This window comes from Chryseobacterium sp. 2987 (genome assembly GCF_031456375.1).
Classification (GTDB): domain Bacteria; phylum Bacteroidota; class Bacteroidia; order Flavobacteriales; family Weeksellaceae; genus Chryseobacterium; species Chryseobacterium vaccae.
On sequence record NZ_JAVDUN010000013.1, the window covers coordinates 59,026 to 82,830 of the forward strand.

At 38.6% G+C, this 23,805-nt stretch carries 22 protein-coding genes; 16 read left to right on the forward strand and 6 right to left on the reverse strand.

Going from position 1 to position 23,805, the window contains the following annotated elements; all coding sequences use genetic code 11:
* Positions 1 to 43: 43 nt before the first annotated feature.
* The gene (locus J2Y40_RS23000) at positions 44 to 679 is read left to right on the forward strand and encodes an HAD family hydrolase (RefSeq protein WP_310001633.1); all 636 of its coding nucleotides are present in this window, start codon (positions 44 to 46) and stop codon (positions 677 to 679) included.
* 28 nt (positions 680 to 707) lie between these two features.
* Positions 708 to 1,274, forward strand: a complete 567-nt coding sequence (locus tag J2Y40_RS23005; RefSeq protein WP_310001635.1) for an RDD family protein — start codon at positions 708 to 710, stop codon at positions 1,272 to 1,274.
* Between the two features lie 161 nt (positions 1,275 to 1,435).
* Here J2Y40_RS23005 and J2Y40_RS23010 read toward each other — a convergent pair whose 3' ends face one another.
* The 3 genes from J2Y40_RS23010 to J2Y40_RS23020 all read right to left on the reverse strand — a co-directional run bounded on the left by J2Y40_RS23010 (position 1,436) and on the right by J2Y40_RS23020 (position 4,972).
* Positions 1,436 to 3,007 (reverse strand): M20/M25/M40 family metallo-hydrolase, encoded by a 1,572-nt coding sequence (locus J2Y40_RS23010; RefSeq protein WP_310001637.1) that lies wholly within the window; start codon positions 3,005 to 3,007, stop codon positions 1,436 to 1,438.
* A 420-nt stretch (positions 3,008 to 3,427) separates the two neighbouring features.
* Positions 3,428 to 4,576, reverse strand: a complete 1,149-nt coding sequence (locus J2Y40_RS23015; RefSeq protein WP_310001639.1) for a hypothetical protein — start codon at positions 4,574 to 4,576, stop codon at positions 3,428 to 3,430.
* A 219-nt stretch (positions 4,577 to 4,795) separates the two neighbouring features.
* Positions 4,796 to 4,972, reverse strand: coding sequence for a histone H1 (locus J2Y40_RS23020; RefSeq protein WP_040994607.1), 177 nt, complete (start codon positions 4,970 to 4,972; stop codon positions 4,796 to 4,798).
* 596 nt (positions 4,973 to 5,568) lie between these two features.
* Here J2Y40_RS23020 and J2Y40_RS23025 point away from each other — a divergent pair.
* The 4 genes from J2Y40_RS23025 to J2Y40_RS23040 all read left to right on the forward strand — a co-directional run bounded on the left by J2Y40_RS23025 (position 5,569) and on the right by J2Y40_RS23040 (position 10,050).
* Positions 5,569 to 7,053, forward strand: a complete 1,485-nt coding sequence (locus tag J2Y40_RS23025; protein WP_310001645.1) for a M1 family aminopeptidase — start codon at positions 5,569 to 5,571, stop codon at positions 7,051 to 7,053.
* 114 nt (positions 7,054 to 7,167) lie between these two features.
* On the forward strand, positions 7,168 to 7,674 hold the full coding sequence (locus J2Y40_RS23030) for a hypothetical protein (RefSeq protein ID WP_310001647.1): 507 nt from the start codon (positions 7,168 to 7,170) through the stop codon (positions 7,672 to 7,674).
* A gap of 161 nt (positions 7,675 to 7,835) precedes the next feature.
* The gene (locus J2Y40_RS23035) at positions 7,836 to 8,750 is read left to right on the forward strand and encodes an AraC family transcriptional regulator (protein ID WP_153393152.1); all 915 of its coding nucleotides are present in this window, start codon (positions 7,836 to 7,838) and stop codon (positions 8,748 to 8,750) included.
* A gap of 94 nt (positions 8,751 to 8,844) precedes the next feature.
* Positions 8,845 to 10,050: an MFS transporter gene (locus J2Y40_RS23040; protein ID WP_153399790.1), complete on the forward strand. Its 1,206-nt coding sequence runs from the start codon at positions 8,845 to 8,847 to the stop codon at positions 10,048 to 10,050.
* A 15-nt stretch (positions 10,051 to 10,065) separates the two neighbouring features.
* Here J2Y40_RS23040 and J2Y40_RS23045 read toward each other — a convergent pair whose 3' ends face one another.
* Positions 10,066 to 10,416, reverse strand: coding sequence for a DUF488 domain-containing protein (locus J2Y40_RS23045; protein ID WP_310001652.1), 351 nt, complete (start codon positions 10,414 to 10,416; stop codon positions 10,066 to 10,068).
* Between the two features lie 437 nt (positions 10,417 to 10,853).
* Between J2Y40_RS23045 and bla (J2Y40_RS23050) the strand changes: the two genes are divergently transcribed.
* The 5 genes from bla (J2Y40_RS23050) to J2Y40_RS23070 are packed head-to-tail and all read left to right on the forward strand — an operon-like array spanning position 10,854 to position 15,146.
* Entirely contained in the window at positions 10,854 to 11,744 is an 891-nt protein-coding gene (gene bla, locus J2Y40_RS23050) for a class A beta-lactamase, subclass A2 (protein ID WP_310001654.1), read from the forward strand.
* A gap of 4 nt (positions 11,745 to 11,748) precedes the next feature.
* Positions 11,749 to 12,420 carry an alpha/beta hydrolase gene (locus J2Y40_RS23055; protein WP_310001656.1) on the forward strand — a complete coding sequence of 224 codons (672 nt, stop codon included), beginning with the start codon at positions 11,749 to 11,751 and terminating at the stop codon, positions 12,418 to 12,420.
* Positions 12,407 to 13,195 (forward strand): alpha/beta hydrolase, encoded by a 789-nt coding sequence (locus J2Y40_RS23060; protein ID WP_310001657.1) that lies wholly within the window; start codon positions 12,407 to 12,409, stop codon positions 13,193 to 13,195. The genes J2Y40_RS23055 and J2Y40_RS23060 overlap by 14 nt, the downstream gene beginning before the upstream one ends.
* 18 nt (positions 13,196 to 13,213) lie before the next feature.
* Positions 13,214 to 14,101: a class A beta-lactamase gene (bla, locus tag J2Y40_RS23065; protein WP_310001659.1), complete on the forward strand. Its 888-nt coding sequence runs from the start codon at positions 13,214 to 13,216 to the stop codon at positions 14,099 to 14,101.
* Positions 14,079 to 15,146: a serine hydrolase domain-containing protein gene (locus tag J2Y40_RS23070; RefSeq protein WP_310001661.1), complete on the forward strand. Its 1,068-nt coding sequence runs from the start codon at positions 14,079 to 14,081 to the stop codon at positions 15,144 to 15,146. The genes bla (J2Y40_RS23065) and J2Y40_RS23070 overlap by 23 nt, the downstream gene beginning before the upstream one ends.
* Positions 15,147 to 15,381: 235 nt before the next feature.
* On the opposite strand, the gene J2Y40_RS23075 is transcribed toward J2Y40_RS23070, so the two are convergent.
* Both J2Y40_RS23075 and J2Y40_RS23080 read right to left on the reverse strand, forming a co-directional pair.
* Complete coding sequence (locus J2Y40_RS23075; RefSeq protein WP_310001663.1) at positions 15,382 to 15,675, reverse strand: hypothetical protein; 294 nt, start codon at positions 15,673 to 15,675, stop codon at positions 15,382 to 15,384.
* A gap of 66 nt (positions 15,676 to 15,741) precedes the next feature.
* A complete protein-coding gene (locus J2Y40_RS23080) occupies positions 15,742 to 16,842 on the reverse strand; it encodes a lactonase family protein (RefSeq protein ID WP_310001666.1) in 1,101 nt (366 codons plus the stop codon).
* Positions 16,843 to 17,562: 720 nt separating this feature from the next.
* Here J2Y40_RS23080 and J2Y40_RS23085 point away from each other — a divergent pair.
* The 5 genes from J2Y40_RS23085 to J2Y40_RS23105 all read left to right on the forward strand — a co-directional run bounded on the left by J2Y40_RS23085 (position 17,563) and on the right by J2Y40_RS23105 (position 23,675).
* Complete coding sequence (locus tag J2Y40_RS23085; protein ID WP_310001668.1) at positions 17,563 to 18,009, forward strand: hypothetical protein; 447 nt, start codon at positions 17,563 to 17,565, stop codon at positions 18,007 to 18,009.
* Positions 18,006 to 20,285: a GMC family oxidoreductase gene (locus tag J2Y40_RS23090; RefSeq protein ID WP_310001670.1), complete on the forward strand. Its 2,280-nt coding sequence runs from the start codon at positions 18,006 to 18,008 to the stop codon at positions 20,283 to 20,285. The genes J2Y40_RS23085 and J2Y40_RS23090 overlap by 4 nt, the downstream gene beginning before the upstream one ends.
* 11 nt (positions 20,286 to 20,296) lie before the next feature.
* On the forward strand, positions 20,297 to 21,805 hold the full coding sequence (locus J2Y40_RS23095; protein ID WP_153393182.1) for a ferritin-like protein: 1,509 nt from the start codon (positions 20,297 to 20,299) through the stop codon (positions 21,803 to 21,805).
* 24 nt (positions 21,806 to 21,829) lie between these two features.
* Positions 21,830 to 23,362: a peroxidase, FMP-type gene (locus J2Y40_RS23100; protein ID WP_310001672.1), complete on the forward strand. Its 1,533-nt coding sequence runs from the start codon at positions 21,830 to 21,832 to the stop codon at positions 23,360 to 23,362.
* A gap of 166 nt (positions 23,363 to 23,528) precedes the next feature.
* Complete coding sequence (locus J2Y40_RS23105; RefSeq protein WP_185151937.1) at positions 23,529 to 23,675, forward strand: hypothetical protein; 147 nt, start codon at positions 23,529 to 23,531, stop codon at positions 23,673 to 23,675.
* The last annotated feature ends 130 nt before the right edge of the window (positions 23,676 to 23,805 follow it).

Sequence of the window (23,805 nt, forward strand, 5' to 3'; positions counted from 1 at the left end):
TCGCATTAATCATGATTAAAAATTAAAATATAAACACCGCATTTTGAAATATAAAAATTTAATTTTCGATTTAGACGGAACCTTATGGGATTCCAGAGCATCTATTATTAATATATGGAACCACGTTTTAACTCAGCACCAGATTATTGAAAAAGAACTGAAACCTGAAGATATGGATCAGTATATGGGTCTGCTGACGGACGATATTGTCAAAATGATTGCACCGGGAATTACAGATCAGGAGGTTACAACAATCCTTGCTGAAATTGCAGCACAGGAGAACATCATTTTGCGTACCCAGGGCGGGATCCTGTATGAAGGTGTTGAAGATACTTTAAAAGACCTGTCAAAAACACACAATCTTTTCATTGTGAGCAACTGCCAGGACGGATACATTGAAGCTTTTCTGGATTTTTACCAATTCAACAAACTATTTACAGATTTTGAATCTCATGGCCGGACAAAAAAACCGAAAGCTGAGAATATAAAACTGATTATGGAAAGGAATACGATGAAGCATAATGATACCATTTATATTGGAGATACCCAGACGGATTATAGCTCTTCAAAATCAAATGGTCTGCCTTTTATTTTCTGTGAATATGGCTTTGGAAAACTGGACATTCAAGAGCAAAGGTATTCTGTTTCAAAATTTTCAGAGTTGAAAAATTATATTTAACAAATTGAAAAACTATTCAGGGAGCTCCATGAAAATATCAGAAACTAAAGAAAAAAAGATCATTCACAGACCCACCCGTTATTTTGACGAACAGGGTAACAGAATCTATAATTCTTTTGAATATGATCTTCCTTACAACCCTTCTTATAAAGACAGTGAACGGAAAAGGGTTTTTGCCAAGCTCATTGATATGCTCCCCTTCTTTCTCATCTTCCTTATCATAGGTAAAGAGATTGCTATAGTAAGTTTCATATATTCTATTCCCTGTGTAATTATCTTTGGAGCAATATCTGAAACCTATTGGGGGACTACCTTAGGAAAAAAGGTATTTAAAATGAAAGTGATTGATGACTTTGGGAATTATCCCAGATTTTTAAAGTCATTGAGCAGGAATTTTTTATGCCTTATCAATTTCTTTCCCGTCTTTACAGATTATATTCCACCAGCTCATCATACCTGGGAAGCAGAAGGTACCCGTATGAATTTCAGCATGCACCTCAATAATACAATCTGCAAAACCTATATCGTTCAGGAGAGTAGAATCAAGGAAATAAAAGCAATGCTTCAACAGAAAAACATCAAAACGGCGCATTGAACAGTACAATATTTCTCAATTAAAAAAAACGAAAAAGACTGTCTCTCCAATAGAAACAGTCTTTTTTGTCTATCATTTAATTTTCAGATACCTTTAACGGAAAACAAGGAATAAGTTTCATTGATCAGGAAACTCCAGCACCCCGACTTTTCTATCCCCAATTATTTATAATCTTTAGAATCTCTTCTCGGTTCTTTTGCTTCCGGCCATTTCATTGTTTCACCTTTGTCATCCTGCGGCATTACCCTTTTCTCTCTGTTGGAAAACTCAGGATCTTCAGAAGCCATATAAGCCAATGCAGCGGTAAGAACTACATTATTTTTCACCTCATCAAAAACAATTTTATCATAGGTATCTTTTTTGGTATGCCATGTATATCCGAAATACCCCCAGTTCAGAGAGCCTAAAGAAATTCCCGGCACTCCTGCTGCTACGAATGAAGCATGATCGGAACCTCCGCCACCAGGCATTCCCGGGAAATCAGTTTTAATATGTCCTCTTACTGATTTTGGCACTCCGTCAAGCCATCTTCCGATATAGTCGTAGGCTTTCACAAACCCCTGCCCGCTGATGTTAACCACACGTCCCGTTCCGTTATCCTGGTTGAAAGCAGCCTGCACTCCTTTTATAATCTGAGGGTTATCGGCTACAAAACCTCTGGAACCGTTCAGTCCCTGCTCTTCGCTCCCCCAAAGTCCGATAACGATTGTTCTTTTGTTGTTCGGGTAATATTTTTTCAGAAGCCTCATCGCTTCAAGCATCGTAATGGTTCCCGTTCCGTTGTCAGTTGCTCCCTGTGCCCCATCCCATGAATCAAGGTGGGCAGAAAGGATTACATATTCATCCGGCTTTTCTTTTCCTTTAATCATCCCGATGGTATTGAAGTTTTTGGCATCAGGAAGTATTTTAGACTGGGCATCAATTTTAATTTTAGGCTTTGCTCCTTTTTCAGCCATTCTGTACAGCATTCCATAATCTTCCACATCAATATCAATCATTGGAATTTTTGTAGTCTTGGCCCCGAAAATCCGGTTTGCCCCCATGATGCCTGTCCAGTTTGAAATCACAATTCCTGCGGCTCCTGCTTTTTCCAGAGCTTCCGGAAGCGTATTATTATCGTAGCCTATATTTTTTACATAGGCGTTAAAATCCTTTGTTGCCTGTTCTTTTTCTGCTTTAAGCTTTTCATAAAGTTCAGGAGTTGCAAATTCTTTTATCTGTTCATCTGAACGTCCGATTTTCTGATACTGGGCAATCAGTACTATTTTTCCTTTTACAGAAGACAACCATTGATCAAATTCAGCTTTGGAGGCTGCTTTTGGAAGAATAATTACTTCTGCTTCCACTGCTTTTTTAGTCGCCGGACTCCACGCCAGCTGTGTTGCAGACAGTGATTTTATCCGCGGGTACACCATATCTACATGGGTAGTACCTCTCTGCCATCCTTTCCAGGTTCCAAACTGCTGCAGGTTAGCTTCTATCCCCCATGATTTGAGCTTTTCTGCTGACCACTCGTTGGCGGCAAGCATTTCGGGAGTTCCTACAAGGCGTGGACCAATGCCATCCAATAGCTCATAAGCCAGATTTTCCAGCTGAGAATTGCTGTTTACTTCATCTACAAAACTTTTTACTATGGGATTAAGTTTTTCTTTCGAATCTACCTTGATCTGAGCCCACGAGAACTGGGCTGCCAGCACAACTGCCGGCACTGCAAAAAATCTATTTATCTTCATAACCTTTATTGATTGCTTAAAGATAAAGGAATTTAGGGAGATAATGAAAGCAAAAAATCCGATATGAGGCGATTTATACAAAAAAAGAAATCTTTAACACTAACCAAACAATACCCATTCAGAAAAATCTGCGAAATCTGTGCGATCTGCGGGAAACAAAAAAATAGTTTATCAAACTGGGGATTTTTTTGTTGGAAAACGCAATAGACACAAGGGTTTAAACCATTATAATGCTTTTAAGGCGCAAGAAAACCAAAGGTTTACAGCTATTTTCACACCGATTCTTCCTTTACTGAATGTTAATGCTCTTGCCGTTATTAGCGTTAAACCAACAACGATCCATTCAAAAAAAATCTGTAGAAGAAAAAAGCATAAAAAAGACCGCCCAACCGGACGGTCCCATTGTAATAAAATAAGAATTTATTTTCCGTTAATAAAAGCCTGCTCCTCCTCAGAAAGAAGAATCGTTCCGTCCTTTTCTTCTTTTACAGGGACATTTTCCCAGATATTTTTACTAAAATCTACCTTTGAAGAAAGCCCCCTATCATTGGATTTTGCGAAGGTATTATAAATCACCTCCCTGCTGAATTTACGCTCGTGTTTTTCCCCGTCATAAACTGCCACATATTTATCCCCTTCCAGTTTGCATAGAGCAGGCAAATACATTCCGTCTTTTTTATAAAAATCAAAAATAAGCGAGGCATCTCCCAACTGATAATCGTACTCTCTTCCATCTGTAGTTTTTCTTTTCATCATTGGATAATGGGTCTGCAGGTAATGGGTTTCAAAATAGGTAATCGTTTTATCAGTCTTATTATATTTAAACTCTCCTTTTATCTCAATACCGGCACCGGATTTTATTTTAAAAGAAATCAGCTGTTCGTCTCCTTCTTCAAAAATCAACCTTCCTGAATATTTTGAATCTTTATTTTTTATGTGAGTCATTGTGCGGTTTAGTTCAAAATTGAAGAAATAATTCCCCATATATTCGTGGGAGAAATCATTGGTATTGGCTATGAAAACACTGTCGGATTTCATATTCCTCATGTACTTCACATTATTCAGCTGCATCTGGAGGATTTCATCATAGTTCTTCCGGATTCCGTCCCTGAAGTTATATTCGTTGCTTTTACTCCATAACTTCGTTTCTGCAATAACCAGGAAATAAAGCTTATCATTATCTATCTTTTTTTCTTTATACACCACATCATACAGGGAAGGCTCATTATAATACCGTTTGTGGTAGTTTTTGCTTACATCCTGAAATAGTTTTTTGATATCTACATCTACAATTTTAATTTCTCCGATATCTTTATAAAGCGGCTTCAATTTTACTAAAGCACTAAAAGCTCTTATTTTTTCTTTCTGATAGCCCGAAGCCGATATTTCAAAACTGGCAACGTCTGAATTAACGGGTGCAAATCCATCTTCATTGGTGTATATAATCTGATTACTCAGAAGAATCCTCGCATTAGGAACAGGACTTCCGGTTTCAGAGTCTACAACTTTCAATTTCTGAGCAGAAAAAATTCCGAAAAAAAAGACAAATAATAAATAAGAATGTTTCATGGGGTTATTAGTTCATTAATTTTAAAATCAATGCCACAAATATATATGCAGAAACGGAAAAAAAAGAGTGGTTTAATACAATTTAATAGTATTTAACTTTTGGAATGTAATTTTAGTAAAAAATACTTAAAACTGGGAGATTTTAACATCTAATACAGTGAATCCCTTAGAAAAATCAAGACATAAAAAAACCGGCTCGATGAGCCGGCTGGAACTGAACTATTTTTTAGCTTCTTCTACAGAAACTTTTCTGAATTCTTTGAACAGTTTGCTAAGTTCTAAAGCTGATTTACGAGCTCTTGTACCTGCAGCTTTGTTTCCTTTTTCTGCTTGTTGGTTAGCCTCTGTTGCGAACGCTTCAAATTCTGCGTTGATTTTTTCAATTAGTTCTTTCATTATTTTTAAAATTTAGGCTGCAAATATAGGTTTTATGGTGATTCCAGCCTAACTGAAGATAAAAAAAATGAGGTTAATTCATCAAAATTCTATGTTTTTATCGAAATTCTTCTTGTTGCACACCCTGAATGTTGGAAAAACGCAACGGCACAAGGCTTTTTTGGATATTGAAACGCATAATAGGACAAAAGAAATTCTCTACAGGTCATAGATGCTTTTGAGTGTTTTTTTGCTAAAGGGTGCAAGAATTTTAATGATTAAAATATTTAGGGTGCCAGCAGGTTTTGGAGCTATGATTAACAGCCGAAGACCAGCAAGTTGATTCTACACTTAGCTTCCTTAAAAATATGCATAAAGAATCTGGAACTTTGCGTTCCAAAAAAAGCATCAATACCAATAGATTTGCCACAGATCTCTCAGATGACACAGATGTTTTGAACGTTTTTTCGCTCGCAGATTTTGCAGATTTTTTTGAATACGCTTTTTTGGTTATTTAAAATCGGTGAAAGAACATAATAAAATATTTTAAAGCGTGATTATCAAAAGACAACCAACCTTTTGACCATTTTAACTACATTTGAAAAAACAGTTAACCGATGATCCAGAAATTATTTTTACTACTTCTTATTCTACCATTGTCTGCATATGCTCAAAATAAAATCAGCTATAAAGTGTATTATGGCAAAAATGCAGAGCAGGATGGTTTAAAAGTACAGGTAGATTATACCGGAAAAAACTCTTCACAAGTTACCGATTTCTATTACAGCAATGAAAACTGGGGTGAAAAAGACCTTTTTAAATGCCTAATCCTGCGCCAGGAAGACAATCCTGAGATCCGATTTGAGATGCAGCCGGAAAAAGATTTGGTCAAAATTCACCATAAAAACAGTAAAAAAGTTTCTTTTACCTATAGAATCAAACAGGATTTTGAAGATCCCAACCATCGTATTTTCAACCGCCCAAGGATCAAAAACCATTTTTTTCATGTTCTTGGGAAGAACTTATTCGTTGTTCCAAAATCTTTCACGGAGATGCCTGATGATCAAAAGTTTGAATTTTCTGTTGAGTGGATTGGTTTTCCTGCAGATTTTAAGATTCACAATACTTTTGCCAGCCAGGTTCGTCAACAAAAGATCAAGACCGTGTTATGGGAAGGTTTTTACAATTCCCTTTTTGTAGGTGGTGATTACAGAATCTATGATTTTAAAGTTCATGATCAACCTGTATATTTTGCTGTCCGGGATGAATGGAATAACGGGTTTTCTGATGATTTTCTGTTTTCAAATCTGAAAAAAGCGGTACAGTCTCAGCGTGATTTCTGGAAAGATTATGATCAGGATTATTTTACTGTAATTATGAGTCCTACCGTCTCCCGGAAAGACAGTACATTTAAAGGATACAGCACTACCGGATCGGCCATAAAAAATGCTTTTATGATCCAGGGAACCAATAACCCCTTCAATAACAAGAATAGTTATCTTTATCTTCTTCATCACGAACTGATGCATGACTGGATAGGAACCACCATCAAAAACAAGCATGAAGAGCTTAACTACTGGTTCAGTGAAGGGTTCACAGATTATTACACCTATAAAAACAGGCTGAGAATCAAAGATATTTCATTGGATGAATGGATGAAGCTGTTTAATGAAGAAGTAATTAAAAACCACTGGAAAAACCCACAGCGAAACATTATGAATTATACCATCAAAGATGATTTCTGGAAAAGCCGTGATATAGAAAAAGTTCCCTACAGGCGTGGAGCTATCTTCGCTTTCTGGCTGGATAACCAGATCCTGATGAAAAGTAATTATAAAAAATCGCTGGATGATCTGATGCAGGAACTGCTGAAAACCTGTAAAGAGAAAAACCTGAAGTTTACGGATGAACTTCTTTTGGACCTGGCTCAGAAATACCTGGATAAAGACATTTCTTACTTTTTCCAGAAACATATCCTCAGCGGAGCAGATATAGATCTTGTGAATGAGAAATGGATCAACGGTCTGCAGTTTAAAACAATAGACAATATCCCGCAGATACAGGCGGATAAAAATGTTGAGTCTAAATATATTTTACGTTGAAAGATGGAAAGCAGGTTGAAAATTTTCCATCTCTTTTAACTGTACCAATTAAATTTAACATAACTGTATCCCTTTTGAATGAAATAATCTTATAATTTTGAATAAAAAAAACTCATGGAGATCATTTCAAAATTTAAAGTAGGTTCTGAAGAGGGAATTTCTGATCTTATATCCATCATTGATTCTTCGGTCTACAGTCTGCATAAAGACTTTGTTTCTGAAGAGGACATTCAAAAATACATCAAAAATGAAATAGACCCCAGAAAGATGATCAATGATCTGAATGATCTTTCCAACCAGCTGATTATGACCTATGCTGACCAGAAACCAGTTGGATACAGCATTATAAAAAGCGGTACTGCATATCCCGGAATTTCTGACGGAAAAAAAACTACAGAGATCAGTTTTATTATTCTCCCTGAATTTAACGCTCCGGAAACAAGGCAATCCCTCTGGAAAAAATGCAGATCGGCAGTGAGCTTTACGGATGTACTATGGATCAATATGCTGGTTCATGATCCACTGCTGGAGTTTTTAAAAGAATCCGGTTTTACAGTGGTTGCGGATTCCAAAGCAGGACCTTTTCAGCTTCCGTCCCATGTACTGACAATGGAGATTTAGAGAGAATGAAAGACAGAGATCTCATGTAATGTTCTGTTCTGGGAGAAATCCATACAACAGAGTACTTTTGGTTTAAGGACTTCAACAGCTTCCCTACTCCAACTTCTGGCTTTCTGACTTCACCATATTTCCGTATCTTTGATTTTTATAATTCCAATACCATGAGTGACCAACTGGAAACCATAGAGGATTATTATCGTCGCATCCGTAAAGATCAGATCAAAATATTTGATTCTGAAGATTTTGAAATGGGAAAATCCCACTTCAATATTTCAATGCGGAAGTATTGCAGTTTTAAAAGCCCATACAACCGCCGTGATTATTATAAGATCAGCTTTATCATAGGAAAAGGCACGATTCATTATGGTTCACACCAACTGTATATTGACCGCCCTGCCCTGTTTTTTCCATCGCCCAGCATTCCGTATTCATGGGAATGTGACGGAGATTTCCAGGAAGGCTATTTCTGTCTCTTCAATCAGGAATTTTTTAACGGAAATTCAGAATTCAATCTTTTTAAAAAGACCTCCCTGTTTAAGGAATGGAGCAAGCCTGTTGTTTTTTTAACGGAGGAACAGACACAGCTCGCAACACTTTATTTCGACCAGATTTACAGGATGAACAATTCTGCATATCCGTTCCGTTGCAACAGCATTAAAAGCCATCTGGCTTCTGTTCTTCATCTGGCCCTGGAAAACCGTGTGGATGATATTAATCCTAATGAACTGCCGGCTAATATCCGCCTATATCGTTTATTTGATGAATTACTCAACAGACAGTTTCCTCTGGACTCTCCGGCTTATCCGCTGGCTCTGAAAACGGCTTCTGATTTTGCAGAGCATCTTAATGTACATGTTAACCACCTGAATTCATCGGTAAAGTCGGTTACCCAGCTTACCACCACCCAGATCATTAAAGAAAGGATGTTTGAAGAGTCTAAAAACCTTCTGAAATATACCAACTGGGATATTGCTGAAATAGGCTATACCCTGGGATTCGATCAGCCTGCCCACTTCAATAATTTCTTTAAAAAGCATGCCGATGTCTCTCCGCTTAAATTTAAAAACGCATTATAAATCTTTGATTTTTGTAATTTTTACTTTGTCTTTTAAAATTCATTCCTGTTATTCCTGATGTACTTTTGTACGGTAAAAAAAATGAATGATTATGTTGGTGAAAGAAGCATCTGAAAAACGAATCAGATTAATAACAATCATGGCTTTTGTGTCAATTCCGCTTTCCGGATTTGTCACTGATATTTACCTGCCCTCCTTTCCTTCTATGGCTAAAGAAATGCAGGTTTCTGAGAAAGATATTCAAATTACTTTAACATCTTATCTGCTAAGTTACGGGATTTCCCAGCTGTTTGTAGGAGGTATTCTGGACAGTATAGGACGCTACCGACCCAAATTACTGGCCTTATTTCTATTGATCCTGAGCAGTATCCTGATTACGATGACAGACAGCATTTTCCTCATATGCCTGCTTCGTATTCTCCAGGGAGCCGCCGTTTCTGTTCTGGTTGTGGCTACCCGTGCTATATTTGTAGATATTTATGATTCTGAAAAAGTAAAGCATTACCTGAGTTATTTCACTATTGTTTGGTCGTGCGGACCTATTTTAGCACCTTTTTTAGGCGGATATCTTGAAAAGCTGTTCAACTGGCACGCCAATTTTCATTTTCTGGCGCTGTATGCGGGAATTCTTTTTCTTTTCGAATGGTTTTTCAGCGGAGAAACCCTTCCGGAGAAGAAGAAACTGGATCTTTCTGAAAATATCAGTTTGTATAAAATGATGCTAAAGAACCGTATTTTTATGCTTGGGATCATTATTCTGGGGCTTAGTTATTCCATCGTCATGCTTTTCAATATTACCGGCCCTTTTATTATTGAAAACACGTTCCATTTTACTCCGGTTGTGATTGGTTACTGTACGCTGATCTTAGGTTTTTCATGGATGATTGGCGGTTTTATCGGAAAACGCAGGCTTAAACTTGATTTTAAGGATCGGATATTACAGCCTATTATCCTGCAGCTTGTCCTGATTACCGGACTGATTATTACCGGATATTTTGCAGAAAGTCTTTTTATCATGATTCCGTTTGCCTTCTTTATTCATATCTGTTCAGGAATTCTGTTTACATCATTCTTCACAACAAGTATGCTGTATTTTCCTAAAAATGCAGGAACAGCCGGAGGTTTGATGGGCGGATTGGTGTATGTGATCACTTCGGTTACCAGTTTTATCATCTCTGTAAGCGGAACAGTCACGGAGCAAAATGGTCTGGCGTGGCGCTATCTTATTATTGCTCTTTTTCTTCTGGGAATTATTCTGATCATGAACCAAGCCGTAAAAAAAGAAAAAGCAGAGAGTTAATCCCTGCTTTTTTGGCTATAAACTTTCGAGATATTGTTTTAAAATAATGGCATGACAGTGATTTTTGTCTTTTGCAGCATATAGCAGCGTGATCTTTTTCTGGTCTTTGTAACGGAGCAGGAAGTCTTTTCCATGATTACTTTCATGAAGTTCCTGCCTGTATTTTTCGGAGAAATCTTTCCATAATTCAGGATCGTGATGAAACCATTTCCTGAGCTCTGACGAAGGCGCCAGATCTTTATCCCATTCATCAATAGCTGCATGTTCCTTAGAAATACCTCTCGGCCAGAGACGGTCAACCAGAACACGGAGACCGTCTTCCGAGGAAGGTGTTTCATAGATGCGTTTCAATACTATTGTAATCATCTCATATTTCGTTAAACTAACCTAAGAGTTCGAGTTAAGGCTGGAAGTTCTTTTTAGTTATAGGTATTAGAAGTTATTATAAAATTGAATTAATTTAAAGAAAGATAACCACCTATTATCGATGGCTTTCATAACTTCCCTCTTCCAGCTACCAGCTTCAAACCTTTAATCTCTCCCGAACTGAGTTTAAGTTATTAAATTTACTGATATTTAGCTTAATAAGCTCATTCTTTTCATAGAATAACCTGTCTTTTAATTTTGGAATAACGCCCTCTTTTTTACAGGAGAATTTTTTTTATTTTTTTCAAAAACCGTACAAAGTGCTTTCTTTTTTTGTTTAATTTAGCGAGATACTGAACAGCATTCAAACTGAATTTCCCATACAGTCTGAAATATTTAGCCAATACATTAAAACTATAAAAACGACCTTTCACAAAATGAAAAAAATTTTGTTTCTGGCTTCGGTCTGCGTACTTTCCATACAACTGAGCGCCCAGTCGACTGAAAACTTGCGAAAAGAGATCAACCGGATTATAACGGCTAAAAATGTAACTGCCGGAATATCGATCAAAAACATAGAGAACGAAGATACATTAAGCATCAATGGACATATGAGCATGCCTATGATGAGCGTTTTCAAATTTCATATTGCCCTTGCAGTACTGGATCAGGTTGATAAAGGCAAACTAAAACTGTATCAGAAATTCCTGATCAAGAAAGAGGAATTGCTTCCTGACACCTGGAGTCCTATCCGGGATGAATTTCCTGATGGGAATATCTATCTGACTCTTAACCAACTGCTACGGTATATGGTTGCCCACAGTGACAACAATGGCTGTGATATTCTTCTGAGAATGATAGGAGGCCCTGAATTCGTTCAAAAATTCATCAATAAACAGGGAATCAAAGATATTACCATTAAACTGGATGAGGAACAGATGGGTAAAGCCTGGGAAAATCTGTATGTCAATGTGACTACTCCTGAAGCCACCACTCTTCTGCTGGAAAAGTTTTATAATGGAAAAATTCTGAAGGAAAATACAACAGACTACCTTTACCGGATCATGGTGCAAACCTCACGCGGACTGACTTGGATGAAAGCAGGCCTGCCTCCCGGAACCGAACTTGCTCACAGAACAGGTATTTCCGGGAATAATCAAGATAATATGAGAGCAGCCATGAATGATGTCGGAATTTTTAAACTACCCAACGGGCAGCATATTATCCTTTCAGTCTATCTGAAAAACATTAAAGAAGAACGTGCTGACACTGAAAAAATAATCGCAGATATTGCTAATGCTACCTACAACTACTATAAAGCTCAATAGAATAATGACTATAAGAGAACTCATCCTGTCTGCACTGATTTCAATAATCTCTTTCAGCTGCCAGCCTCATAAGAAAACAGAAACTGTCCCGGAAGAAAAGAATTATGTGTTTTTTCTGCACAATAAGTTTTTAGAGAACCATCCTTCAGGAACTATTTCCACTGAATATAATACTAAAGCTGAATATAATGAAATACTGGCTTCTTTCAGGAAGGACGGCTTTGTTGTTATCAGCGAGAAAAGAAAACCTAAAACGGATGCTGTAATGTACGCTAGGAAGGTGACAGCCCAAATCGACAGTTTAACGGCAATGGGAGACAAGCCCGATCATATTACCGTAGTCGGTACTTCCAAAGGCGGATATATTGCTCAGTTTGTTTCAACGTATGCTAAAAACCCGGACCTTAATTTTGTCCTGATCGGCTGTTATCAGAATTCTGATATTAAGGAAATTCCTGACATCAATTTCTGCGGAAATATTCTGACTATTTATGAAAAAACTGATAGTTACGGAGTATCTGCCATCAAAAGAAAAGAACTGTCAACTCTTCCTGTTACCCGTTTTAAAGAAATGGAAATCAATACCGGGTTAAAGCACGGGTTTTTATACCTTGCTTCCGATGAGTGGATTCTCCCTGCTAAAAAGTGGGCCGCCAGAAATTATGACCTTAAATAACTCAGCTTTTAACATCATGCGGTATTTACTATTTATTATTTTAAGTTTACTTTTTATTCAGTGTTCTGTGAAAACCGGCGGTATTGCAGTTGCCAGTGCTGATTTTGAACCGGATACTTTGACTTATTTCGATCAATCCAGAGACCGGAAGATCCCGATCGCCATTTATCACCCTAAAAATAAAAAAAACTATAACCTTACTCCAATCATTTTCAGCCACGGGTGGGGTGAGAATAAAGGCGGTGATTATTTTGTTTACTCTTACCTCACCAAGCTTCTCGCTTCAAAAGGGTATTTTGTTGTAAGCATACAGCATGAGCTGCCTACCGACGAAATACTGGCAATGGATGGAAATCTTCAGGTGACAAGAATGCCCAATTGGGAACGTGGTTCACAGAATATTCTTTTTGTCCTGAACAAACTAAAAACCGATTTTCCTGATCTTGATTACCATAAACTGGCTGTAATAGGACATTCCAACGGTGGTGACATGACCGCTCTGTTTGCTCATCAGCATCCGGAAATGATCTATAAAGTGATTACCATGGATAACCGGAGAATGCCTTTGCCCAGAACAACTCATCCTAAAATCTATACGCTTCGCTCCAAGGATTACCCTGCGGACGACGGAGTTCTGCCTACGGAAGAAGAAAAAAAGAAATACGGAATGACGGTTGATTTCACCCCTGTCAACCATGGTAATATGGATAATGATGCAACTCCGGAAGAAGGAGAATATATGACCCTCAGAATTCTCGAATATTTAAAGAATTAATCATTTTAATAAAATATCATGCAATCTGTAAGATTTTACTGTACTGCCTTAAGCCTTATGCTGGGATCGTTCAGCCTGAATGCTCAAAAAGCCCATACTCTCACTCAAAAAATTGAAAACATTATTTCCGGTAAAAAAGCGGATGTAGGAGTTTCTGTTATCGGAGTTCAAAAGAATGATAAAGTCCAGATCAATGGTGAAAAATTTTATCCGATGCTGAGTACCTTTAAGTTCCCGATTGCTTTAACAACGCTTCATCAGGTTGAAAAAGGTAAGCTAAGGTTGGATCAAAAGATGCTCATTAAAAAGGAACAACTGCTGGAAGATACCTGGAGCCCCTTCCGGGAAAAATATCCTGAAGGAAATATTATCATTACCTTGGAAGATGCTTTACAATGGATGATGTGCTACAGTGATAACAATTTAACGGATATTATCCTAAGACTGATTGGGGGTACGGAACCTGTACAAAAGCTTATCGGCAGTGATTTCATCATCAAAAACGATGAAGAAGGCATGCACAAAGACTGGGATTCTCAGTTTATCAATACGATCACCCCCAATAAGGCGGCTAACCTGTTAGAAAAGTTCTATCAGGGAAAAATATTGAATAAAGCGCACACTCAATGGCTTTATAACGCCATGCTCAATAACCAGACCGGGCTGAAACGCCTGAAAGGAAAACTCCCGGCCAATGTAAAAGTTGCTCACAGAAGCGGAACTTCTTTCACCAATAAAGCGGGCATGACAGGTGCAGTCAACAGCTACGGAATTATTGAACTTCCCCATAACAGGAAAATCGTGGTTGCCGTTTTCGTACACAATACCTATGAAAGCTTTGACAACGCTGAAGCCATTATAGCAGATATTTCCAAAGCCGCTTATGACCATTATAACACTAAATAAATCCATGTTTAAAACCCATTTTTTTTCTGCATTACTTACTGCTGCACTATTCAGTATTCCTGTAAAAGCCCAGAAATCTGATTCCTATGTAAAGAAAATCGACAGTATTATTACCTCTTCAGTGCCTTTACAGTTCACCGGGGTTGTCCTCGTGTCCCAAGCCGGGAAAACCAAATATCTGAAAGCGCATGGATACAGGGATTTTGATAAAAAAACTCCCCTGAAAACTAATGATCAGTTCGAAATCATGTCCAATTCAAAGCAAATTACCGCAGTCCTCGTCCTGCAGGAAGCTGAAAAAGGAACTCTTGATCTTCAGACCCCGATCAAAAAATACCTTCCGAAACTTACTCAATCGTGGGCTGACACGGTAACAGTGCACAACCTACTGAATCATACCCACGGTATTGTGGACACGGAAAAACCACTGGTTATCAAGCCGGGTTCGCAATTCAAATATGGTAATTTATCCTATGCTCTTTTAGGGGAGATCCTTGAAAATACAACGAAAAAGAAATTCACGGAGCTGGCCCATTCCCTTTTCAGGAAACTGAAAATGAATAAAACCTTCTGCTACGATCCACAGAATAAGCAATCCTTAGTTCCGGGATACAGAAGTGAAAATAATCAGTATCAGAAAGTTGATGAAACATTCATCAATAACGAACTGCTCCCTGCTGCCGGAATTATTTCCACAGTTCAGGATCTGGCGAAATGGGACCAGGCGCTGTACAAAGGGAAATTGCTTTCGTCCAAATATCAAAAGGCGATGATGACAGCTTCTACTCTATCTCAGCACAATGTTTTTGGAAAAGAAAATATGGGATTCGGGTATAGCGTGAGGGTTATCAAAGAACAGGGTCTGGATTATTTCGGGATCACAGGACTGGGAGACGGCTTTACCTGCCTTAATGTGTATTTTCCTTCCACAGACACCAGTGTAATTGTTCTTGAAAACCAGATGCCAAGAAACAGCGAATATTGGAGTTATAAAGAAGCGACTATTAAGAATGCGGTGCTGAAGAGTATTATCAGCAGCCATTAGTTTTTGGACTGTATTTTTAATGCATAAATTTTGGATAAAGCCGGATTGGAAGATTTTATTTTGTGCAATGGGCTAAAGCCCATTGCTACTGAATAATTCAGTATATATAACTATATCTGTTAAGAATAAACCATAAGTATTCCTGTACTTTAGATTTTAAAATTTTATCGGAATCTGAATTAAGGTTAAGGAGGTGAAAAAGCTAAAAATTATCCTAAAAAGATGAACCTTTTTTTTATTCATCCCGCCAGCTGTGTCCGCAATGCCTGCACTGCTTAGCCAAAGGGGTCCTGGCCAATTTTCCGCATTCCGGACAGTTGTTAAAGAATACCTTTTCCGGAGTTTCCGTCATAATCCTTTTCATTGTATTTTGTTCAAATTCATTATAGCCATTTTTCAAAAGAGCGATTACTTGCGGATCCTGGTTTATCCAGCCTCTTTCGATCATTACCTGTCTGATCTGAGAATCTTCAGATGTTTTACTGGTGTACATATGGTACTTCAATGCTGACTGTTCATCGCCGGTCATTCAATGTCCAAAATAATTCCTGATATAGTCTATTACCTCTTTATCCATTCTGTATCTGTAAAAAAATTAATATTTTCTGATCTGTACGGAAGTTACATTTCTTATTTTAACCCGGCCTCCTACTTTTTTCAGCAGTCCAGTTTCTGCATTTCTCTTAAATACAAACACATCACTGCTTACAACATTGGTTACGATCAGGAACTTTCCGGATTCATCTTTAGCAAATGTTCTCGGATGTTTTCCTTTGGTCGGCTGATAGCCTACATTTTTCAGTTTTCCGTCATTCTGAATGGAAAAGATCGCAATATTATTTTCATGTCCGCGGTTGGATGCATATAAAAACTTACCATCAGGAGAAATATGAACATCCGAGCCTTCAAAATCCTCCTTGAATTTTTCAGAATGGGTAAACATCCTTTGTACAGGGGTTAATTTCCCGTTTTCGTATGAATATACACTTACCGCTCCTCCCATTTCCTCAATACAGTAGGCAAATTTTCCGTTCGGATGAAAGGTAAAATGTCTTGGTCCGCTTCCTAAAACTGCCTGTGTAAAAGGAATCTCAGCAGTCGTTAAAGGTTTATCATTTTCCTTTTCAAACTGATAAGCTCTGATCTTATCAGCCCCCAGATCAGGAAGAAAAACATAATTAAAATCAGGAGAAAATACAGTTGAATGGATATGGGAACGGTCCTGCCTATCCCGATTGATACTCCCTTCTGAAAACTGGAAATTCTGAACTGCAGGCTGAATCATTCCATCCTCCGAAACCGGATATACAGAAACACTTCCCTCTATATAATTCCCATTAACCAGCCATTTTGCATTTTGATGGGCCGTAAGATATACCGGATTTTCGCCGCCGCTTTTTTGGATGTTGATAAAGGTCAGTGTCCTGTCTTTGGGGCTAAACTCAAAACTGCTTACACTTCCTGCATTTTTCGTTTTGCTTTCTGTACAGGCAAAAAGATACTTACCGTTGGGAGATAAGGTCAGGAATGACGGATTCAGAATATTTTTTGCTGAGGTTACTTTAGATAGTTTTCCACGGACGGTATCCAGTTCATACACATAAATCCCCTCTGTTTCTTTATCCCAGTTAAATGAACCAAAAAATACGTACGTATTCTGTGAATATAATTTTACACTGGTTAAAATTATAGTCATCAAACTCAATGCTTTCTTCAATTTTCGTTATTCGTTTAATGGATTGTTTTGGGGAGTGGTACCCGATGAGGTACAAATTTATGGATTTAGTTCAGAATATGACAGTATGAAAAAGTATATTATTGAATTTAAAGCCTACTTAAATTTTATCCAACTATTTTTCTTCAGGGTTCGCCAAAAAGGTTAACGCAAAGTTGATGAATAATTTCGTTTTATTTTGAGTGGGCAAAGTGATGCGACTTCGTCACTGATGAAGCGATATCGCTTCGACTGTTTATTTTTAAGAAATTGATTATAATTTTAAAAATTTGCTGAAAATCCTTGATTTTCTTCTTATGTGAACTTTAATTAACATTCTTTTTACACTTTCTTAAGTGCTCTAAAGTGTCTAAAAAAATTTATCTCTATCAAACCTCCCTATTATTTAAAATAATTCTAAACTAAGTGAAAACAAATCACTCCAAATCTCTTTATTTAGAGTATTTCATGTGCCGTTTAATTTAAACACTAACAAAAATTACGTAGAAATACTGAATCGTATGTAACGGGATCTCGGTAATTTCGGGATAAACAAAAACTGATCATTATGGATAGCCCTCAAAGCTACAAACCATTTCTGAAAATGAGATGGGTGTTCAAACAATGCCCAGAAATTTCTGACAGAAAGCCCAGCCATGATTACAAAAATAAAGATACCACAACCATCAAACTTTTAACGAAATGATTATTACGAACAAAATCCTCAACGTTGATGATTATTATTTCAACGTGTTTATGTCGATCTCACAGGCCCTTACCGGATTTACGGTGAACGAACTTCAATCTACAGGGCTCACAGAAACGTACTACACTTACATTCTGGGAAACCTTGACGCAGGTACGTTTGTAGAATTTCTGACTGTTTCTAAAAATGTGCTTGAAAAGTCTTTCACTGAAGATCAGTTAAAAAATGCAATTGTTTCTGAAATCGTCATGAATCCAGGAATGAGTGATATTGCTGATAAGGTAATTACTTTATGGTACCTAGGGACCTGGGAAGGAGCTTATATCAACGATCTTTCTTATCAGGAAGGACTGGTATGGAACGTGATGAATGCCCATCCGCCGGGGGCCAAACAACCCGGTTATAAATCCTGGGCAGTTGAACCTGTAAACAGCAACTCATGAGAAAGCCTACCCACAAAAAAGATGTGATCATCGTAGGAACAGGGATCGCCGGATCGCTGATCGCTAAACTGCTGACGGATCATGTGTACAGCTTGAACGGAAAAAAATTCATTCATCGTACGGCAGCGAATCTGAGATTTAAAGAAATACTGGCAGAAATTGATTTTGAATCAGTTAAAAAATTAGAACATCTGCCTGCATCTGCTTCCTATCAAAACGAAATCAACAATTCTAAAGACAGGACTCATAAAGAAATTGATGCTCAGGCAGCTAAAAAGAATATCGATCCCAAAACGCTTGAAAACAGGATTGGATTAGAGCTTTTTAAAACCTATTTCTTTCTTGAATTCTATCACGAAATATCGATTCTGATGTATGAAGCCGGTCTGGAAGCCGGGGTTGAACTGGATTCTGTATCATCCATGACCAATTATACTGAGTATATGCGTACTTTTTATACTCAGGAAGCCAAAGTTCCGAATTCTCCTTATCCCAATTTAAAGCAGGCTCCTTCACCCAACGTTCTGAACGTCGCACAGATCACTCCTCCATTTCCTGATAAAAAAGGATATCTGGTTCAGTTTGGCCCTATGGCCTTTGCAAGTGATGCGATCCGGGTTGGAGGCGGAACTACCCTCCACTGGCTGGGAACTACTCCAAGAATGCTTCCCAATGATTTCAGACTTACAGAAAAATATGGCATTGAGATCAATAAGCCTGATTCTTCCGACAAAAGCCCGATCAACTGGCCGATTGATTACGATACTTTAAAACCTTACTACGAAATGGCTGAATTCGAGATCGGTGTTTCCGGAGATGTTTCAAAACAGGAATATCCCATCGATGAAAGTATGGAAGAATACTATGGCAATTATGTGTTTCCGATGGAAGAAATTCCCCAAAGTTACATGGATAATCAAATCATTAAAGGCCTTAAAGATACAAGTGTTAAACTGAATTTTGAAGAAATCCAGTTACTGTTGGTTCCTTCTCCGCAAGGAAGAAATTCTGCCCCAAACCTTCGATACGGAAATACAAAAGTCATCAGGGCAAAATATAAAAAGCCTGGCTACAGCCTGGTGCTGGACGATTCGGAAAAAGAAGAATACAAAGCGCTCGGATCCATCTGGAATCCTTATATGGGCGAACGCTGTGAAGGTAATGCTTCCTGTGTACCGATCTGCCCGGTTCAGGCCAAATACAATGCTTTAAAAACCCTGAAAAAGGCATTGTATAAAATCAATGAAAATGATAATCTTAAACGCAATCCGCATATAGAGATTAAAGCTCAGAGTGTGGTGTATCGTTTAAGCGTTGACCAGAAGAGAATTTCGAAAGTTCATTTGAGAAGATATACTTCAAAAGAGAAAACAGATTTTATAGAAGAGTTTATTGATACTTCAGATTCTATCGTTATTCTGGCAGCCAATGCTTTTGAAAATCCAAAAATTCTGTTGAATTCAAAATATATGGTTACCGAAAACGGCCGGCAGGTAGAAAAAACAGTGGCCAACAACAGCGATCAGGTAGGAAGAAATTTAATGGATCATATGGTCATGCTGACCTGGGGGTTGTTCCCTGAACCAGTATATTCCTATAGAGGGCCCGGATCGACTACCAATATTTCGTCTTTCCGTGACGGGAAGTTCAGGAGTGAGTTTTCGGCATGGATCTCTCCGCTCGATAACTGGGGATGGAGCTGGCCTGCCTTTTCTCCGGGATCAGATCTTTCGGAATTCTTAGGACAGGGGCTTTTTGGAACAGATTTGAAAGAAGCTTTAACCTACAGGCTTTCCAGACAGGTTTTATTCCATTTTGAAATTGAACAGCTGCCGAATCCTAATAACAGAGTAACCATTAATAATCAGTACATGGATGCACTGGGCATTCCGCGTCCTGTGGTACATTACGAGCTTACGGATTATGAAAAGAAGGCAATGGAACAGGCAAAACTGGCTTCAGACCAGATATTTGAAAGGCTGGGAATTCAGGATTTCACCAAGTATAACGCGACAGATCCCAATACAACGGTATATAATAATGTAAGATATTCTTACAACGGAGCCGGACATATTGTGGGAACCCACAGAATGGGCTCTTCACCGGACGACTCTGTAACGGACAGCTACTGTAAATCCTGGGATCACCCGAATTTATACATCGTCGGAGCCGGAAATATGACAACGTTGGGAACCTCCAACCCTACTTTAACCTTATCTGCATTCACGATCCGTTCAGTAGAATCTATCCTGACCGATCTGGAAGCCCATTTTTAAAAATTAAAATCATGAGACAAAGACTTATCAATAAAACAGAACTTCAGGAACAGGAAACAATACCTCAAAGTAAAGCGGCAACGTTACGGTCTTCGAAGGCTTTAAGTAGGGATACTATCGTTGCAGACGACACTTCTCTACAATCTTTATTATTTGACTCCACTTTAGGTAAACAAGAATGGACTGACGGATTAAAGCATCACAGCAAAATGCTGACGAACCTGCTGCTCAATGACCAGATTGAAGAGTTTGACCAGTATTTAAGTTCACAGTTCGGCTCAAAAATTTCAGATTTACCGCTTAAGGATAAAAAAGCATCTAAGGTAAAAAAGGGATTAGCTGCTATTGATTACCGTCCTGTTCTTCAGGATCTTTTACAGACAGCTATCCTTATTGAGCATTCTACCATTCCTCCCTACCTTACGGCTCTTTATTCCATCAAGGAGGGAACGAATCCATTGGCTTCACAGATCATCAGAAGTGTGGCTGTTGAAGAAATGCTTCACCTCATCATGGTTTGTAATGTTCTGAATGCAATCAATATCCAGCCTTCTGTGAACAAACCACAGAACTACCCTGTTTATCCGATGAAATTGCCCATGAATGTTGATTTCTATGTCGGTCTCGAGACGTTTTCACCCAATAGCATTGCCACTTTTATCGCTATTGAAAGTCCAAGCAGTCCTCTAGTAAAAGCTCCGAAGTACAAACCGGAATTTGAATTCAGTGCAAAATTAGCCAAAGGAATGGCCGTGCAGGAAAACAATTTCTGGACACTTGAAAATATGAAAGGTTTTATCATGGAAAATGTTCATACCATTGGAGAATATTATGATGTTCTGTTCTTTTATATTACGGTTTTCCAGATTATTGCCTATTATCAGGAACACGGAAGCCTTCCTACCAGCTTCAAAGAATTAAACACAGGAGGAATTTTCACAGGAGATCCCGCCAAACAGATCCGCCCGGAACAATATTATGGTAGCGGTGGAAAATTACATGCGGTAGAAGCTCTGGAAGGGGTAATTGCCGTTTTCCAGGAAATCAAGGGACAGGGTGAAGGTGCAGATGATTCTATTTTTGATGTTGATCCTTCCCAGTTTGAAGAGGGAGTGGAACTGGCTCATTATTTCAGATTTAAAGAAGTTTTCCATGAGCATTTCTATATTGGAGGGAATTATGAGCCTTTCATGGATAAAGACGGAATGATGCCCGTTGCTACCCCGCCGACAGGGAAACCTCTTCCTGTAGACTGGAGTGCTGCCTACCCTATGAAAGAAAACCCTAAGCTAAGCGATTATACGGACAACAAAGAGTTATATGCTCAGGGCGTGGAATTCAACAAGACCTACCGCCGTTTATTAGATGCCATCCAGAGCGCAGTGGAAGGCAACCAGAAAGAACTGGAAAAATCAATCATGTACATGTATGCCCTGAAAGAACAGGCTGTCGGATTAATGAAACAGCCATTGGATTCTCAATATACAGCAGGTCCTACTTTCGAATACATTAGTTTGTAACCATAACCATAAAAACAATATATCATGCTTAAACGAAAAAAAGAAGGTCTTGAGGCCGGAAGTCAGCTACTGAGAACCGCAAAAGCCGGCCAGCAAGGATTTTTGGAAGAATTGATGGACGGGTACTCTAAACTTCTTATTGATGACCCGGTAAGACCCTTCAGGGAAGAGAACCTTCAACAGATTGAGAATAGTGTAGATTACGGTATTCTGGCGGCTCTGGACGGAACATGGGTGAGCTACAATGCCAATTACAACGAGAATATTAGCCGGCCTTCATTAGCCAGCGGTGTCCATACCACAATTATGCCTTCTCCGGGTACTAATTCAGGAACTATTCCGGGAAAATTCAGCTTCGACTGTGAAGAATATATTGAAAAGCTTACGTTTTCCATCGTTCCCGGTGGTGTGCGTAACCGTGGCGGAGCCAGTGAACTGTTCTGCGGAGCGGTAAAATATGAACAAAGTATCAAGAGCGTTAACACCGTAGAAGGACAAGATGCATTAAAATATACGCCTATTCATGAGGAAAACGGGATGTACCTATGGCTGAGCGATATGTACAATCATGCTGCAACTAAAGAATCTATCGAAAGAGACCGCGGTATTCACGCATTCTCAGAAGAAGATTATAAAAATTACGGCTATGACGGAAAATACAGGGATGAGCCTCTTCTCCGCATTTCACCGGACGGACAGGAAAAGGAATATATTCTTCAAAGCCAGCTGCAGCCAGGACAGCCTTACTACGAAATTATTCCTGCTCAGGAATTAAAACCCGGAGCTGGTCTTGATGGTCCTTATTTCATTCCGGATTATTCTATTTCTCGAAGCGGCGTTATTCCTCACGGCAGTACTATTACTTTATTAGGAGATATTGCCCCTAAAAATCAGAGTTATTTAATCAATGGCTCTCCTGAATTCCCATATGGTGAGAAAGCATGGCAGCCGGATCATCTTTCTATTTCACGCACTATGGGCAGCGCCGGGGTAACACCTGATCATATTATTGATCTGGACCAGCCTGCACCGGATTGGGTACATGAAACCCTGACAGATGAGAACGACCCGGGATCAAACAAGATCTACACCCAGCGAATACTGGCTGATGATCTGTATCCTTATTCCGTACGGCCTGATATGAGGCTCCGTGATACGTTGAGAGGACAGGAAGTCAAAAACTACGTCCACGTCAAGATGTCTTCCAAAATGAAGACCGGTGCACAGGGAGGTATTTTAAATGTTCCTTTTGTTAACCGCTTTGTTCCTACCGTTGAAGTAGATATGTACATGTGGATTGAAACGGTTGTTGAAAACGGAAAAGAAATCCTTCAACTCCAATACGAACAGATTGTTTTCTTCGAATTTGACTTCGGAAACGATGGAGGTACAACAAGCTGGCCCCACATCCAGACCAATACGCTTCGTAAGCTGGAAGATATTCCCGAAGACCAGAGAAAAATCATTGAAGAACAGTTTTTTGATAAAAAGCCGGATATGGCAGTTACCGGTAATACTGCTGATCCGGCAGCCGGATGCCCTTATCATAAGGGATAGTTTGATGATTAATATGATTCCGCGGTGCCTCCGGCACCGCGGAAATTGTATTTATATCTCTGTATTAAAATCAAGGTTTTTATCTTAATTCAATTGATAATTAACCTGAGCTCGGGTTAATTAATACCTCTAACAGCAATCTAAATTACTAACTAAAATTATCTTTATGGAAACAATTAAAGCAATCAAAACTGGTCCTAAACCTAAAACACAAGATGGAACATCTGACAAAAGAAGAAGAGTTACGCCAGAAAACCAACCCAAACATCCCAATTTAAAACCACACGAGCACAAACCGGGAGATTCTAAATAGGCCCACCTTTCCATACGTATAAATCCTGACACAATATGGACTGCCCCCAAAAAGTTAGACACTTTTTAGGGGCATTTTTTTATGTATAGAAAAGAAAAATTTAGCGTTGCTTTCAAATTAGAATGTATTA